Genomic DNA, 15,415 nt, shown 5'->3' on the forward strand with positions numbered 1-15,415 from the left:
TTTTCACCGTTTACCGTTTACCGCCCGCACAGCGGGCGCCTTCACAGCGAGCAACGCGAGCGTCTTTACAGTTCGCGAAGCGGGCTACTAACCTTGGCCCCACCTTGAACAAGGGGGCGACGCATGCTGACGGTGCTGGTGGCAAGCAGCAAGGGCGGTTGCGGTAAGAGCACGCTGGTGACCCAGCTGGCTTCGCATTGGGCGCAGGACGGCAAGAACACGGCCATCGTGGATGCCGACCGCCAGGGTTCCAGTTTCCGCTGGGCCGCACGCCGCGCGGACAACGTTCCGGGCGTGCTTGCGCTGGAAGGCGGGCGCCGGGCGCTCGACAAGATTCCCTCCGACACGCAGCGCGTGCTGATCGATACGCCTGCCGGGTCCCACGAAAAGGACCTCGAACCCTATCTCGAACAGGCCGACGTGATCCTGGTGCCGGCGCTGCCGTCAACCTTCGACATGGACGCCACGTTCGCATTCCTGGAACACCTGCAGCAGATTCCGCGCGTCAAACGCGGCAAGCTGCCCGTAGGCGTGGTGGGCAATCGCCTCAAGCCCTGGACGAATGCCAGCCAGGACGCGATGACGCAGTTGGCGGAAGGGTCGCCCTTCCCCGTGGTGGCGCAATTGCGCGACAGCCAGGCCTACGTATTGTTGACCGCCCTGGGCAAGGGCATCTTCGACTACGCCTCGGAAAATGTCCGCAGTCACCAGGAAGACTGGAAACAGCTGCTGCGCTGGATCAAGCGTCAGCATTGAAACCAAAGCAATCGCCGGAGTCACTCATGCATGAACTCATCCTCTTGCGTCACGCCGAAGCCCAGCCCGCACAGGCCGGTGGTGACGACATGGGCCGGCGACTGAGCGGGCGTGGCGAGCAGGAGGCGAAAGAGGCCGGTAAGTGGCTCGCCTCGCATGGCGCCAGGCCGGATCGCGTGCTGTGCTCCCCTTCAGAGCGAACGCGCGCAACGGCCACGCTGGCGCTGCAGGCCCTGAAGAACGCACCCGGCATGCAGCTTGCCGACGAGATCTACGATGCCACCCCGGGCGAGCTGCTGGCGTTGCTCGACCAACACGGCGATGCAGGAACCGTCATGCTGGTTGGCCACAATCCGGGCATCGAACGCCTGGTGGCCCTGCTGGTCGAGGGTCGCTCGGATGAATTCCGCGGTATGCCACCCGCGGGCCTGGCGGTTCTCCACCTGGAGACCCCGCTTGAACCGGGCATTGCCCGTCTGGATGCCTTCTGGTCGCCGTGAAACACTTGCTCGCCCGCTTCATCGTTGCACTGCTCCTTCCCGCATCCACCTGTCTTCACGCCGCCGACTACCGCATCGACCCCGCGCAGTCGCATGCGGATTTCGGCGTACGACTGTTCTGGCTGACCACCATCAACGGCCGCTTCGAACACATCGATGGCGACATCACGCTGAGTGCCCAGCGCGATGCCGCCGTGGTCAACGCGCGGATCACCGTCGACAGCATCACGATGAGTTCCGACCGTTTTCGCCGCTGGGTGCTGGCACCGGAGTTCTTCGACGCGGAGCACTACCCCACCATCCATTTCGTCTCCGAACCGGTGATGCTGGCGGCCTTGCGCGACGGCGGCGAACTGTTTGGCGAACTGACCATTCGGGGCGTGAGCCGACCAGCACATTTCCAGTTGGTGTCGGCGCCATGCGTGCAGGGCAAACCCTACGAATGCGAAATCGAAGTACGCGGTTCCATCCAGCGCAGCGACTTTGGCATGACGGGACACCGCACCGCGCTGTCGGACAAGGTCGACCTGGGCATGACCATCCGGCTGGCGCCACCGATGGAAAATTAATTCGTCGGCCATCCCGCGCTCATGATTGCTTAGGCAAATCGCTAAGGACGGGATGTCGCGCCTTCAGAAACGGTGCCTAGGCTGAACTTGCACCCAGCATTCGCTGATCTGGCAAGTAGAAACCTATGAACACCGTTCCGTACTCCACCTTCGCGCGGCGGTCCCTCGCTGCCGTCACGGCCATGGCCCTCGCCGGTGCCGCGGCGGCATCCGACACCGGGTCTCAGGACTTGTATCACGCGGCCAAAGCACACATTCACGCGTTCGAACGCATCGCACGTGAGCACGGAAACGATCGATCCGATGGCTCGCCCGGTTTCGAAGCGTCCGCAGCATACGTCGAGACGGTGCTTCGCCAGGCCGGTTACCGGCCCTGGCGCCAGTATTTCCATTACGTTGGCCAGAAGGTGCACAAGAAACGCGCGGCAACCAATGTTCCCCAACTAGCACAGGTGTTGAATCGCCCGGTTGCCGGAACCCCTGCCACGCCCGCGGGTGGGATCAGGACACTCGTCGCCAGCCTTGGTCCGCATGACGGGTGCCATGCGTCCGACTGGGAGGGTAGGAACGTGCGGGATACGATCCTTCTGATGCCTCTCACCCGTAGCACGCAGTGCAGTCTGAACGCCCAGCTGATCGGCGCCAGGCAGCACGGCGCGCTTGCCGTCGTCACCTATGTCGCGGATTCGAATCGCGCGGAGCCCTACGAGGGCCTGGGCGACGACGGATCCGGAGCGCTTCCGGCAACCATCATCACCGGCACCGATGCGCATCGCCTCAATGCCGCCTTGGAACGCGGCAAGGTCACCATGCATCTGGACCTGGCATCCACGCAGACGACGCTTCGCTCGTTCAATGTTCTTGCGGAGAAGGTCGGGAGCACGGGAGGCAAGATGTTCATGGCCGGTGCGCACCTGGATAGCGTCCCGGATTCTCCAGGCGTCGAAGACAACGCTGCAGGAAGCGCCTTGGTGCTTGCGTCGGCGGTATCGCTGGCAAACCTTCGCCACCCACAGACGCTTCGATTTGCCTGGTGGGGTGCAGAAGAAGTTGGGCTTGAAGGCTCTCGCCACTTTGTTGCCCAACTGACGCCTCTACGCCAGGCGCGCCTGGCGGGCTACTTCAATTTCGATGCCGTAGCATCGCCAAATCCCATCATCGGCGTTTACGAAACGGGTCGGCACGATTCGGCCAGCCTTGCATTACGACGTGCGTTTACCGTTCATTTCGACCGGACCGACCAGGCATGGATCCCTTGTCGCAACGTTCCACGAAGTTCCGACAGCGCAGCGTTTCTTGAAGCTGGCATACCCGTGGGAGGCCTTTGTGCCTTCGGCGACCACGGCACCAAAACCCTCGAAGAGCAACAGCTCTTCGGCGGCGAATCAGGCCAACCCTATTCATCGACAAGTCACACGCCGCAGGACGATCTGGATCACATCTCCTGGGATGCGGTACGCACCTTTGCCCCGGCCGTGCGACAGGCACTGGACACGTTAGCCAACGACGGCTGAGCGACCGCGCCGCAAAGGGGGACAGGCCACCAGCCTGCCCCCTATCATTGGCGCATGCGCCGGCTCAGTGTTGCCCTCTCCATCGCCGTAGTGACGATGCTGCTGCTCACCGGCTGCAGTGTGTCGCACACGGCTGTCAGGGCGGCGGACAACGCCATCGTGCTCGGCGCCGACCGCACGTCCACTTGTGCCAGCGACGATCACTGCGCGATCCCTTCGCCCCTGATGGATGAAGCCCATCGAGTCCTCACCGACTCCACGGACGAGCGCCCGGCACACTTCGTGACCCTGTTGGGTGACAGCGAAGCGGCGATGGTCGCGCGTATCCATCTGATTCGCGCGGCGCGCACCTCGATCGATATCCAGACTTATATCTGGGACCGCGACGATGCCGGTGACGTCATTCTCGATGAACTGGTGCAGGCCGCGAAGCGAGGCGTCAAGGTGCGCATCCTGGCCGACCAGCTGTTCTCGTTCAACGATCCGCGCTGGCTTGATCAACTGGCGTTCGCGCATGCGAACCTGCAGATTCGCCTGTACAACCCCACGTTCAATGAAGCGCAGACATCGCCGGTCGAATTCGCCGCCGGCATCGTGTGCTGCTTCTACAAATTCAACCAGCGCATGCACAACAAGGTGCTGGTCGCGGACAACGTCATCGGAATCACCGGCGGTCGCAACTACCAGAACCGCTACTTCGACTGGGACAACGACTTCGACTATGTCGATCGCGACGTCATGGTGGCCGGCCCCGCGGCGCAGGCCATGGGCGCGAGCTTCGAGCTGTTCTGGAACCACAAGCGCTCCGTGTCACTGAGCCGGCTTCGCGACATCAATGCGCTCCTGCGCAAGCACGAGGCGCAACCCTGGACCACTCCCGTGTACGCCCACCCCGAACGCGTCGCGCGCGTCCAGGCCGAGGCCGCCGATACCGACTGGATCGAGGACTACCTGCTGCTGCCCAGTTTTCATACGTCGCACGTGGAGTTCTTCAGTGACCTTCCGGCGAAGACGGAACAGCCCAAGGAACGCGACGCACACGAATTCACCTCCAACGTCATGCGCATGGTTGGCTCGGCCAAGCGCGAAGTGCTGCTGCAAACGCCCTACCTGGTGATGAGCAAGCGCGCGCAGACCATCTTCGAACGACTGCACAAGCAACCCGACCCGCCACGCATCATCGTCTCGACGAATTCGCTGGCCTCCACGGACGCCTTCGCGGTGTACGCGCTGTCGTACAAGCACCGCAAACGGTATCTCACGGAGTTCGGTTTCGAAATCTACGAGCTGAAGCCGCATGCCATCGGCCCTGCGCAGGACAATGCGTTGTCTAGCAGCGAGGATGGCCCGCCCGTGGAGGATGTGCCGGTGACAACCAAGCGCGAGTCCACCCGCGTGGCCGGTAGCGGCGGCAGCGGAAGTAGCAGTGCACGCGTGATCGGTACGGAAAGCCGCAGCAGCCTGAGCGTCAAGCGCAATGGCAAGCGCAACCGCCCGCCGCCGCTGATCAGCCTGGGCCGGCGCTTCGGCCTGCATGCGAAGTCCATCGTGGTCGATGACACCTTCGCCATGGTCGGCTCGCACAACTTCGACCCGCGCTCGGACCACTACAACACCGAAGCCGGCGTCATCGTGTACGACAACGATTTCGCGCAGGCACTGCGCCAGAGCATCATGCGCGACACCCAGCCGGAGAACGCCTGGGTCATCGGCCCGCGCCAGCAATCCTCGCTCGACTCGGCGATGGAGGATGTGTCCTCCTCGCTCCCGCTGTTCGATTTCTGGCCCTATCGCTACGCTACCAGCTACGAACTCAAGCCCGGCTGCACGCCCATGCGGCCCAGCGATCCGGCCTTTCTTACCTGCTACACGCCGGTGGGTGACTTTCCCGACGTGGCCGGATCGCCGAAGTCCATCTATACGCGCTTGATCACGGCATTCGGGGCGGGCGTGCAAGGCGTCCTGTAAGACGCCGACCTCAACGAGATCGTGCTGCCCGTGTTCTCGCGGCCTTCTTGGCCGCGGCCGCGCGCCCACCTGCGCCCTTGGTCCGTGCCGCCTTTTTTGCTGCCGCGGAGCGCGATGCCGCCGTGCGTTTGCTGGCTGCTTTTTTTGCATGCGCTGACAAGGCTTTCGTGGACGCGGCGCTGTGACCTTCGCGCTTGAGCGCACTCTTGGTGGCGCGCGATCGCGTCGGATTGGCCTTGTGCGGGTGCGCCCCGGCCTCTTCATCCGCGGCAGCCCGCTGGCGCACCGTCTTGCTGGCGGTGCGCTTGACCGGCACCTTCACTCCGGCCCGCCGTGCCTTCGACAGACCGATGGCGATGGCTTGTTTGGCCGAACGAGCACCATGCTTGCCTTCGCGCACGTGTTCAATTTCTTCCTTGACGAACTCACCCGCCTGGGTGCTCGGCGCTTTGCCCTGCCGCTTGTCGCGCGCGGCCGCTTGTCGTGTCCGTTTCTCGGGCATGTGCTGCCTCCCATTGGTTCGGCCCCTGCGTGTTCCAGTAAGCACGGAGGTCGTTGACAGGCCGTCAATCAGGCACCGGGTCGATGCGCGCAGTTCAGCATGCTCGCGGCTTTGTGGATGGGGTTGCCAGCGGGGCATTGGCGACGGCCAAGGGTCTTGTGGCAGGATCGCCGGCTCGTGCCTGAGGGGGCCTTGGGGGAGGTGTGCGCGATGTCGATGATCGGGAATTTTGTCGCCCTGCGACCGGACAAACTGGCCGAGTTGAAAGACGATCCGGAAGCGATCGATGCCTTCATCTATCCCGAGGACGAGGCCGCCATTCCGCATCACCTTGATGTCGACAAGGCCTGGCATGCCATCCACTTCGTGCTGAATGGCGAGGTGTGGGGTGGTGAAGGCCCGCTCGGGCAGGCGGTGATGGGTGGGGAGGAAATTGGCGACGACATCGGCTACGGCCCGGCGCGCTTCCTGACGCCTGGCGAAGTGCGCGATATCGCGCACGCGCTCGTCCATCTTTCGCCCGCGCAATTCAGCGAGCGCTTCAATGCCCGCGCCTTGCACGAAGCGGAAATTTATCCGCAGATCTGGTTGACGGAAGGCGAGTTGGCGCGCGATTTCGTCGTCGATCACTATCGTCTGATGATGGACTTCTACCGCGACGCCGCCGGTCGCGGCGACGGCGCGCTGCTGTTCCTCAACTGAGCCGGCTTCATCGGTGTATGAGCCGCGAGAGGCCCTGCCCTATCGTGGCGAAGAAACCGGGTTTGGCCGGTCGACCGGGCGGGGCTGGCTCCGCGGGTCTTGTCCACGCGCCATTGCCATTCAGGCGGTGGGTTACCTTGGTCTCGCTGAAGCGCTTGTGGGCCCCCCATTCGACGATGAAGTGGAAGCGCCTCGGACGCGCCGTCGAGGTGCTGGACTGGGTGGACGCTTCCTCCAATTGCCAGGCGCCCGGTTGCTCCAGGCGAGCGGCAATGCGCCGCTCCAGTGTCGATCGCGTGCGTGCGTCGTGTGCGGGACATTGCTCGAGCAAGGCCAGATCGGTTTGAACGTCCTGCCGCGCGCTGGCCGACAGTCCATAGCGCAAGACGTACTGATCGCCACGGGGCTGTTGTCGAACCCGATCGAGGAACTCGCCTAGCTGCACGCGGGCCTGCCCCACCATCGCATCCTGTGCTTCCCGGGATTGTCCATGCATCCGCGCGGCCAGTTCGGGCGTCCACAGATAGCGTTCGCCTTTCAACAAACGCTCGAACGAATCGAACGATGCGACGTCTACTTCCAATGAGGTCGACGGCAACAGCTTGCCGTTTCGCATCAACAGTTCGATCGTCGTTGCCTTGCCGGTATCGCGTGAACGTGGCCGCACCCAACGCGCCAGCCGTGCCGGAAGGATGCGACCGATGGCGCTGTCCTTGAACCAGGCGGGTATCGCCACCATCGGATGGGCTTCGCTGGTTTGGGCTACGGCGACCGACGCACCGATAAAGGGACTGGCATTCAGCCGCACGCCTTTTGCCACCTTGACGCGAACGGATCGGATCGTGCCCCCCTGATCGCCCGACAGGGTGCGCGAGCGGTAAGAGGTGGCGCTTGCCTGAAGACCCAGGCCCGCGCGTGACTGCACGTCGCTGGAGACATCGGCTGCAGCGCTAGCGCCGAGTTCGACCACGCCGCCGAGCGAGTGCTGACGATGACGCTGTTCGTGCCAGCTGAGCGACAGATGAGGGTTGCCTGCCAGTGTGTTCCAGTTGGTCGGTTCCGAGGTGGCGCCTGGACCGCTATCGGCACGAAACCAGTCGTCCAGCCCTTGCCTCTGCGTTGCGTCGGATGGGTGGGTCAAGCGCACGGTCACGCCCGTACTGTGCGACGCCTGGCGCCCTCCGCCCACGTAGAGCATGCCGCCGGCCGCTCGCGCGGAGAACGGTGCGCCCAGACCCACGTTGCGCCCCATCAGGACCCCAACGCCGCCGGTCAACTCAAGCTCTTTACGCGTACCAACGTGTATCTCGGTGAACTCGTGCGTGCGGCGGATGCTCACCACTTGATCGCGCGCGAGTTGAAGGTGGGGATCGATGGCAACGGCAAACGTACCACTGGGGTCGAGCATCGCACTGACAGCGGTCAGCACTAGGGCAATTGCGTCGCCACCGACAAAGAAGCGGTGACCGGTGCACAACTCCATCTGGTCGCCAGGATGCGCCTCCATGATGTAGTTGATCAGGTCTTGCTTGATCTGCTCACGGCGCTGCGTCGCTTGTGGTGTTGGTCCCGCTTGCCTGGGCATGGCGTTGAGCGGCGACACGTAGGCGCCTCCAAGCTTCTTGATCGGGTGCACGGTTTGACCGGCCTGGGGAACGGTGCGCTGCTGAAATGCATTCAACTGCGCCTTCACCCGGGCCAGTGGCGTGTCTTCCCCATCGTCCCGATAACCTTGTCGCCAACTGGCCAGCGCGCTGCGTTGAGCGTCGTCGAGCGATGCCTCTCCCTCGCGCATGGCGCGTTCGGCGGCCTGCCAGACTCTTAGGGCAAATGGCTGCAGGTTGGAGCGACGGGCATTCATCAACGCATGCGGTGATGGATCGCATGACCACTCGAGCGGCGTATCTGGCGCGAGATCCTGCTGCGCCGCCATTTCCAGCTGCTGCAATACCGACGCCAGTCTTTGCCCCCTGCCGTCCCATTCGTCGGCGGCTTGAAGCATCACCATCGCGATGCCCGAAGGTGCGCGTTTGGCGTACAGCGCCTGCAGGATGTCCCGTCCCATGGCACTGCGCGCGAGCGTGCGAACGACAAGCCATGCGCGTGCCTGCGCGACCGAATGCGATCGCGCGACGCCTGGATGGGCAACATCCAGTTCGCGCATCGCCTCAAGCACACTCGTGAGTTCACCGGATTTGCCGGCCAATCCCGCGACGAGATGATGCAGGTAGTCGTGCGCGTCCTGGATGTTCCAGCCGTTCATGGCCGGGTCTTCTTGCAAGGGCCGGGCGAAGTCGGCCAAGGCGATGCGATTGTGCTTCAGCGCATCAGGAAGAGGCGCAGGTTCCGGGTTTTGTGCCCGCTTCGGCATCGACGGATGCGTCGGGCGATTCTTGACGGCGCCAAAGCGCAGAATGTGCAGACCACGCGCTGGATTCATGCCTTTCGCCAGCTGGGGCAAGGTGCAAGTCAGGAGAGAGTTCGAGATGCCGTTTGCGCTCATGGCCAAGCTCATGCAGTGACGAGCCTTGAACCTAATGTACGGATTTGGACATCGGGTGACGGATTCCCGTGTCGTTTATGGCCGTTCGTCCGATGTTTTCTGCCCAGGCGTCCAAAAAAGCAAACGGGCGCCGAAGCGCCCGTCTGTTCTTCCCGCCAGTGACGCGCCGGTCAGAGCGCGTAGTACATCTGGAATTCCAGCGGGTGGGTGCTCGCGCGGTAGCGCGTGACTTCCTGCATCTTCACCGAGATATAGGCGTCGATGAAGTCGTCGGTGAACACGCCACCGGCCTTGAGGAACTCGCGGTCCTTGTCGAGCGCATTGAGCGCTTCGTCGAGGCTGGCGCAGACCTGCGGGATGTTCTTCTCTTCTTCCGGCGGCAGGTCGTAGAGATCCTTGTCGGCCGGCGCACCCGGATCGATCTTGTTGATGATGCCGTCGAGGCCGGCCATCATCAGCGCGGTGAAGACCAGGTAACCGGAGTTCATCGGATCGGGGAAGCGCACTTCGATGCGACGGCCCTTCGGGCTCGACACGTACGGAATGCGGCAGCTGGCCGAACGGTTGCGGGCCGAGTAAGCCAGCATCACCGGCGCTTCGAAGCCCGGCACCAGGCGCTTGTAGCTGTTGGTGGTGGAGTTGGCGAACGCGTTGATGGCCTTGGCGTGCTTGAAGATGCCGCCGATGTACCACAGCGCCGTCTGGCTCAGGCCGCCGTACAGGTCACCGGCGAACAGGTTGTTGCCGTCCTTCGCCAGCGACTGGTGGACGTGCATGCCGCTGCCGTTGTCGCCGACGATCGGCTTGGGCATGAAGGTCACGGTCTTGCCGTTCTGGTGGGCGACGTTCTTGATGACGTACTTCATGGTCATCAGTTCGTCGGCCTTCTTCACCAGCGTGTTGAACTTCACGCCGATCTCGCACTGGCCGGCATTGGCGACTTCGTGGTGATGCACTTCCACCACCTGGCCCAGCGACTCAAGCACCTTGCACATGTCGGCGCGCAGGTCGCCCAGCGAGTCGACCGGGCTGACCGGGAAATAGCCGCCCTTCACGCCCGGACGGTGGCCGGTGTTGTTGTCTTCGTACTTGTAGCGCGAGCTCCACGCGGCTTCTTCGGAGCCGATTTCGTAGAACACGCGGCCCATGTCGTTCTGCCAGCGCACGGAATCGAAAATGAAGAATTCCGGCTCCGGACCGAAGAAGGCGGTGTCGGCGATGCCGGTCGACTTCAGGAAGGCTTCGCCGCGCTTGGCGATGGAACGCGGGTCACGGCCGTAGGCCTGCATGGTGCTCGGCTCGAGCACATCGCAATGCAGCACCATCTGGGTGTGCGCGCTGAACGGATCGAGGTAGGCCGTATCCGCGTCGGGCAGCAGGATCATGTCCGACTCGTTGATGCCCTTCCAGCCAGCGATGGACGAACCGTCGAACATCTTGCCGTCTTCGAAGGTGCTCTCGTCGATGGCGTGCGCCGGGTAGGTCACATGGTGGTGCTTGCCAAGCATGTCGGCGAAGCGCAGGTCGACAAACTCGACGTCATGTTCCTGGATCAGGTCGAGCACTTGCTGGACGGAAGACATGGCAAACCTCTGGGGCGGGAAGGGGAAGTGAAGAGCAAAGCTGCAAGGGATTTAGCAAACCGCGTGCCAGCGGGCGAAATGGCTTGGTAGCGCGGGTTTCCGAGGATTGCCCCGCATCCCGCGCCTGCCAGGTTGCACCACAGTAGTGCAATCTGAGTGCCCTATTGCACGCAATTGAACCCAACGTGGCACGCGAATCGTTCATCGTACGCCCGCCAGGCGACGACAGCATGTGGCGGTGCATCGCGGCGTCGAATCGCCTCTCCCGACGGTGGGAAGCCGACATCGAAGTAAGGCGCACGGCGCCCTCGACGCAAGTTCAGGCGATGCTTCGTCGCAGCGCTTCGCGCATGGAGACACCGTCATCAGAAAGCCATCCATCCCACGCGCAATCCCCGTAAGCTAGCCCCCTTTGCAAAAGTCCGGGGCCGTGCATTCGTGAGCGACATCATCAACGTCATCCTGCTGGGCATCATCGAAGGGATCACCGAGTTCCTGCCGATCTCCAGCACCGGTCACCTGCTGATTGCCGAGAAGCTGGGCCTGGGCGAACGCTCGGATCTGTTCAACGTGGGCATCCAGGCGGGTGCCATCCTCGCGGTGACGCTGATCTACTGGAAACGCATCTGGCAGCTGTTCACCCAGTGGCGCGATCCGGCCAACCGCGATTACCTGCTGAAGCTGTTTGTCGCCTTCGCCATCACGGCCGTGCTCGGGTTCATCGTCACCAAGGCCGGCTTCAAGTTGCCCGAGGCCGTGACACCCATTGCCTGGGCACTGGTGATCGGCGGTATCTGGATGATCGGTGCCGAGCGACTTGCTGCGCGCCAGGTCGATCGCAGTGACGTGACCTGGCGCGTGGCGATCCTGGTCGGCATCGCGCAGATCGTCGCAGGCGTTTTTCCCGGCACGTCCCGTTCGGCGGCCACCATCTTCACCGCCATGCTCGCGGGCACCAGCAATCGCGCAGCCGCCACGGAGTTCGCGTTCCTGGTCGGCATCCCCACGATGTACGCGGCCACGGGCTACGAGCTGCTGAAAGTGCTCAAGAGTGGCGGCGCGGCGCATGAGGACTGGATGGCGCTGATGGTCGGCTTCATCGTCTCGGCCATCGTCGCCTTCATCGCGGTGAAGTGGCTGCTCGGCTACATCCGTTCGCATCGCTTCACGCCTTTTGCCATCTACCGCATCGCGCTGGGCATCGCGCTGTTGCTGTGGCTGCCCGCCGGCGTCTGAGCCTGACGGGACGCGGCATGGAATCGCCACGCCACTATCGATGGATCGACCTGCACGTCGACCTGGTTCGCCATCGCGTGAGTCGCGGCGAGACGGAACTGGACGTGCAGGGCCTGAGTTTTCAGTTACTGGCCTGCCTGCTTCGCCATGGTATCGACGTTGTCAGTTTCGACACGCTGATGGCGGAAGTCTGGGCGCCAGCCGTCGTCAACGAAGAAACCGTCACGCAGCGCGTGAAGCTGCTGCGGCAGTCGCTGGGCGATGACGGGCGCAGTCCTCGCTACATCCGTTCGGTGCGCGGGCGCGGTTACCAGCTGTGCGAACCGGCCGTGGCGCTGGATGCGCTGGTGCCGCAGGAGACAGTGACGCGGGAGTCAGCGCGCCGACGCTGGCTGTGGATCGTGCCGGTCATCGTCGTCGGTGCGGCCGCACTCGCTGTCGGGTGGCATGCGCACCGCACGCCCACCCTCGCCGCGCCCGGACCGCAACAGGAGCTGCTGCAACGCGCGAGCTACTACGCCGGCATCGGCCAGCGTGACAACAACGAACGCGCGGCGGCGCTGTATCAACAACTGCTCGCGATCGACTCAACCAGCGTAGCCGCGAAGGTGGGCTTGAGCCGCGCCTACAGCGCACGCGTGTGCCTCTACAACTTCCCCTACGAATGGACGCGCCAGGCGCAGGATCTGGCCCAGGCTGCGCTGCGTGACGCGCCGAACGACGCCACGGCGTGGTCCGCCCTCGCCTATGCGCATGACTGCCGCGGTGAGATGCAGCCGGCCATCGATGCGTATGAAAAAGCCGTCGCGCTGGATCCGAACGACGATGCCAGCCGCTCCTCCGCCGCCTACCTCTACCAGGAGCGCGGCCAGCTGGCCGACGCGCTGCGCAGCAATCTGGCCATGCGCGATCCGACGGCGCGGGTGCGCTACCGCGACGTGCAGATCGCTCGGGAGATGGACCTGCTCGGCTTCCACGACGCGGCCGAAGGGCGCTTTCGCAAGAGCTTCCAGCTCAATCCGGACAATGTCTTCTCCAACATCGCCTGGCCCCAGCACCTGTACCTGCAGGGGCGCTTTGCCGAAGCCCAGGCCGCGCTCGACGAAGCCATGGCGCGACATACCCCGCACGTGGGCCTTTACCAACTGGCCGGCGAGCTGGCGCTGGTTCGCGGGGACCGGGCGGCGGCGCTGGCCGCCTTCAGGCAGGCCGCCGCGCTACGCCCCCAGATGAGCATGCCCACCACCCTGGTCGCCCTTTACCAGGACCAGGCACCGGACCCGGCGTGGCTGGAGGCGCGCATCACGGATATGCGCAAGCAGCTGGGACAAGGCATGGGTTACCCCTCCGACCAGCTGGAGCTGGCCATGCTGCAACTGGCGCACGGCCAGCGCGCGGATGCCCTGACGACGCTGTCTCGTGCCGTCGATGCCGGCTACTCGGACCAGGCGTACCTGCAGGTCTCGCCCCTGCTCAAGTCGCTGTCGGCCGAGCCGGTTTACGCCCAGGCCATCGACAGCATCAGCCGCCGGGTCGCCGCGCAACGCGCGCAGGTCCTGGCCGCCCCCTGGCGACCGGCGGACCTCGCCGCGCCATCGCCCTGAGACGCCTTACCCAACTTTCGGCGTAGCCGAAATTATTCCTATTCAAGTCTCTGCTGCCGTGGTCATACTCCGCACAGGCAGCTCGGAGGGGAGCCGGTGCCATGCCCACGCAAGAGTCATCGTCGGACTACGCCTGGCCACCGTCCGTGGTCGGATTCGACATGCCCTCGTCCACCACGCACCCCGACGTGCCGCCGGTGATGATTGCCCTCCTCGATACACAACCCGACCACTTCTGGATCGAGGCTTTCGCCTGCGAGGTCGAAACCTTCCGGAAGCGCCATGAACTGGAGCAGGTGCGTCTGGACGTGCGCAGCCTTGTCGTCGCCGGCCCGATCGCAAAGCTGCGCGGACTGACCACGACGGTGCGCGACTTCGTGCACCGCGTGTCGCGCATCAGCCTGCAGCGGCGCGTGATGGAGCGCCTGCGATCCGGGTCGTCATCGACACCCGAAGAAGAAAACCAGGCCGCCACGCGCGACGTCGACCTGGTGGCGCATATCCCCGTCATCGGGAAAATCCTCGAAGCGGTATCGCGTGAAACCGGCATGCGCTTCGCCACCGTCGCGCGCGTATCCGACACGCGCTGGACCGCCTGCGCCGTGTACGACACGATAAATTTCGGCCTGCGCGCCGGCCAGGACCTGGTGCTCGAAACCACCATCTGCAACGAGATCCGCGAGCACGGCCATATCGTCACCATCGACCACGCCAGCGCGCATCCGCATTATTCCCGCCATCCGACGCCGGCGCTGTACGGGTTCGAAAGCTACATCTCGATACCGATCTATCGGGCGGATGGCCGCTTCTTCGGCACGCTATGTGCGGTCGATCCCCTGCCGCGCCGGCTGGATCCGGCCACGATCCGTTCGTTGGAGAAGTACGCGAAAGCGATTGGCGCGGAGATCGATGCCCGGTCGGAGGAACGGTGAATTCGCGCCTGCGGCGCTGTGAACGGTGAACAGGTAAGAGCAGGTTCGGACGGCCGTTCGCTCAGCTTTTTCCGTTTACCGTTTACAGCGCCGCAGGCGCGACATCCCCGCTCTTACTCCGCGAACTCATCGCGGTACCCGCCGCCGCCACGATAATCGCCACGATGGCCATCCACTGCACGGCGGTGAGGTGTTCGCTCAACAGGATCACGCCCGCCATGGCCGCGATGGCCGGCTCAAGGCTCAGCAGCGTGCTGAACGTGCGCGCCGGCAAGCGCGTCAGCGCCATCATCTCCAGCGAATACGGCAAGGCGGAGCTCAGGAAGGCCACGCCGATCGCGTAAGGCAGCAGTTCGGGCGACAGCAACGCGGTACCGGCGTGCGCCACGCCAAAGGGAATCACCAGCAGCGCGCCGATGGACGTCCCGAGCGTGACGGCATCGGCACCGAAGCCGGCACCGGCTTTCTGGCCCATCACGATGTACAGCGCCCAGCCCACGCCCGCCGCCAGCGCATACATCACGCCGACGGGATCAAGGCCCTGCGCCTGCCCGCGCAAAGGCAGCAGCAGCAGGAGACCCGCGATCACCAGCGCGATCCAGACGAAGTCGAGCAGTCGGCGCGAGCCGACGAGCGCCAGCGTCAATGGCCCGGTGAACTCCAGCGCCACCGCGATGCCCAGCGGAATGGTGCGCAGGGACATGTAGAACACCAGGTTCATCGCGCCCAGCGACAAGCCGTAACCCCAGATCGCGTGCCAGTCCTTCCACTGATCCATGCGGCGCCACGGACGACGCCACAGGATCAGGATCAGCGCGCTCAACCCCAGGCGATACGCCGTCGCACCCTGCGCTCCGACGTGCGGAAACAAATGCTTGGCCAGCGACGCGCCGCACTGGTACGACACCATCGCAACGACGAGCACGCCAACGGCCAGCGCCATTTCAGCAACGGGAGAACGGGAAGACATGATGTAACCGGGGAAAGTGGGGTAGTCATGATGACAGCTCCCCCCACCCAAACCCATGCCATCCCACCCCATTGCT

General features: G+C 64.0%; 13 protein-coding genes. 9 read left to right on the top strand and 4 right to left on the bottom strand.

Annotation, left to right across the window (positions count from 1 at the left end):
* Positions 1-123: 123 nt before the first annotated feature.
* From EYV96_RS17535 to EYV96_RS17555, 5 genes are all read left to right on the top strand, one after another.
* The gene (locus EYV96_RS17535; protein ID WP_131152893.1) at positions 124-756 is read left to right on the top strand and encodes a ParA family protein; all 633 of its coding nucleotides are present in this window, start codon (positions 124-126) and stop codon (positions 754-756) included.
* A gap of 26 nt (positions 757-782) precedes the next feature.
* Positions 783-1,256 carry a SixA phosphatase family protein gene (locus EYV96_RS17540; RefSeq protein ID WP_131152894.1) on the top strand — a complete coding sequence of 158 codons (474 nt, stop codon included), beginning with the start codon at positions 783-785 and terminating at the stop codon, positions 1,254-1,256.
* Positions 1,253-1,825 (top strand): YceI family protein, encoded by a 573-nt coding sequence (locus EYV96_RS17545; RefSeq protein ID WP_131152895.1) that lies wholly within the window; start codon positions 1,253-1,255, stop codon positions 1,823-1,825. Before EYV96_RS17540 ends, EYV96_RS17545 begins: the two co-directional genes overlap by 4 nt.
* A gap of 230 nt (positions 1,826-2,055) precedes the next feature.
* On the top strand, positions 2,056-3,339 hold the full coding sequence (locus EYV96_RS17550; protein WP_165488725.1) for a M28 family peptidase: 1,284 nt from the start codon (positions 2,056-2,058) through the stop codon (positions 3,337-3,339).
* A gap of 54 nt (positions 3,340-3,393) precedes the next feature.
* Complete coding sequence (locus EYV96_RS17555; RefSeq protein WP_131152897.1) at positions 3,394-5,307, top strand: phospholipase D-like domain-containing protein; 1,914 nt, start codon at positions 3,394-3,396, stop codon at positions 5,305-5,307.
* Between the two features lie 10 nt (positions 5,308-5,317).
* Here the strand turns inward: EYV96_RS17555 and EYV96_RS17560 are convergent, their stop codons facing one another.
* Positions 5,318-5,809 (bottom strand): DUF6496 domain-containing protein, encoded by a 492-nt coding sequence (locus EYV96_RS17560; RefSeq protein WP_131152898.1) that lies wholly within the window; start codon positions 5,807-5,809, stop codon positions 5,318-5,320.
* A gap of 210 nt (positions 5,810-6,019) precedes the next feature.
* Between EYV96_RS17560 and EYV96_RS17565 the strand changes: the two genes are divergently transcribed.
* Positions 6,020-6,511 (top strand): YfbM family protein, encoded by a 492-nt coding sequence (locus tag EYV96_RS17565; protein ID WP_165488726.1) that lies wholly within the window; start codon positions 6,020-6,022, stop codon positions 6,509-6,511.
* A gap of 7 nt (positions 6,512-6,518) precedes the next feature.
* Here EYV96_RS17565 and EYV96_RS17570 read toward each other — a convergent pair whose 3' ends face one another.
* Both EYV96_RS17570 and glnA read right to left on the bottom strand, forming a co-directional pair.
* Entirely contained in the window at positions 6,519-8,951 is a 2,433-nt protein-coding gene (locus EYV96_RS17570) for a hypothetical protein (protein WP_131152900.1), read from the bottom strand.
* A 233-nt stretch (positions 8,952-9,184) separates the two neighbouring features.
* Complete coding sequence (gene glnA / locus EYV96_RS17575; protein ID WP_131152901.1) at positions 9,185-10,597, bottom strand: type I glutamate--ammonia ligase; 1,413 nt, start codon at positions 10,595-10,597, stop codon at positions 9,185-9,187.
* A gap of 438 nt (positions 10,598-11,035) precedes the next feature.
* Here glnA and EYV96_RS17580 point away from each other — a divergent pair, with 438 nt between their 5' ends.
* The 3 genes from EYV96_RS17580 to EYV96_RS17590 all read left to right on the top strand — a co-directional run bounded on the left by EYV96_RS17580 (position 11,036) and on the right by EYV96_RS17590 (position 14,369).
* On the top strand, positions 11,036-11,833 hold the full coding sequence (locus tag EYV96_RS17580) for an undecaprenyl-diphosphate phosphatase (protein WP_131152902.1): 798 nt from the start codon (positions 11,036-11,038) through the stop codon (positions 11,831-11,833).
* A 17-nt stretch (positions 11,834-11,850) separates the two neighbouring features.
* Positions 11,851-13,437 carry a winged helix-turn-helix transcriptional regulator gene (locus tag EYV96_RS17585; protein ID WP_131152903.1) on the top strand — a complete coding sequence of 529 codons (1,587 nt, stop codon included), beginning with the start codon at positions 11,851-11,853 and terminating at the stop codon, positions 13,435-13,437.
* Positions 13,438-13,538: 101 nt separating this feature from the next.
* Positions 13,539-14,369, top strand: coding sequence for a GAF domain-containing protein (locus tag EYV96_RS17590; protein ID WP_131152904.1), 831 nt, complete (start codon positions 13,539-13,541; stop codon positions 14,367-14,369).
* 82 nt (positions 14,370-14,451) lie between these two features.
* Here the strand turns inward: EYV96_RS17590 and EYV96_RS17595 are convergent, their stop codons facing one another.
* A complete protein-coding gene (locus EYV96_RS17595; protein WP_131152905.1) occupies positions 14,452-15,339 on the bottom strand; it encodes an EamA family transporter in 888 nt (295 codons plus the stop codon).
* Positions 15,340-15,415: the final 76 nt, after the last annotated feature.

The organism is Dyella terrae, assembly GCF_004322705.1.
In the GTDB taxonomy this organism is placed as follows: Bacteria; Pseudomonadota; Gammaproteobacteria; order Xanthomonadales; family Rhodanobacteraceae; genus Dyella_D; species Dyella_D terrae.

Coding starts and splice junctions, on each gene's coding strand:
- EYV96_RS17535 (WP_131152893.1), top strand. CDS start 124: ATGCTGACGGTGCTGGTGGCAAGCAGCAAGGGCGGTTGCGGTAAGAGC.
- EYV96_RS17540 (WP_131152894.1), top strand. CDS start 783: ATGCATGAACTCATCCTCTTGCGTCACGCCGAAGCCCAGCCCGCACAG.
- EYV96_RS17555 (WP_131152897.1), top strand. CDS start 3,394: ATGCGCCGGCTCAGTGTTGCCCTCTCCATCGCCGTAGTGACGATGCTG.
- EYV96_RS17560 (WP_131152898.1), bottom strand. CDS start 5,809: ATGCCCGAGAAACGGACACGACAAGCGGCCGCGCGCGACAAGCGGCAG.
- EYV96_RS17565 (WP_165488726.1), top strand. CDS start 6,020: ATGTCGATGATCGGGAATTTTGTCGCCCTGCGACCGGACAAACTGGCC.
- EYV96_RS17570 (WP_131152900.1), bottom strand. CDS start 8,951: ATGAATCCAGCGCGTGGTCTGCACATTCTGCGCTTTGGCGCCGTCAAG.
- glnA (WP_131152901.1), bottom strand. CDS start 10,597: ATGTCTTCCGTCCAGCAAGTGCTCGACCTGATCCAGGAACATGACGTC.
- EYV96_RS17585 (WP_131152903.1), top strand. CDS start 11,851: ATGGAATCGCCACGCCACTATCGATGGATCGACCTGCACGTCGACCTG.
- EYV96_RS17590 (WP_131152904.1), top strand. CDS start 13,539: ATGCCCACGCAAGAGTCATCGTCGGACTACGCCTGGCCACCGTCCGTG.
- EYV96_RS17595 (WP_131152905.1), bottom strand. CDS start 15,339: ATGTCTTCCCGTTCTCCCGTTGCTGAAATGGCGCTGGCCGTTGGCGTG.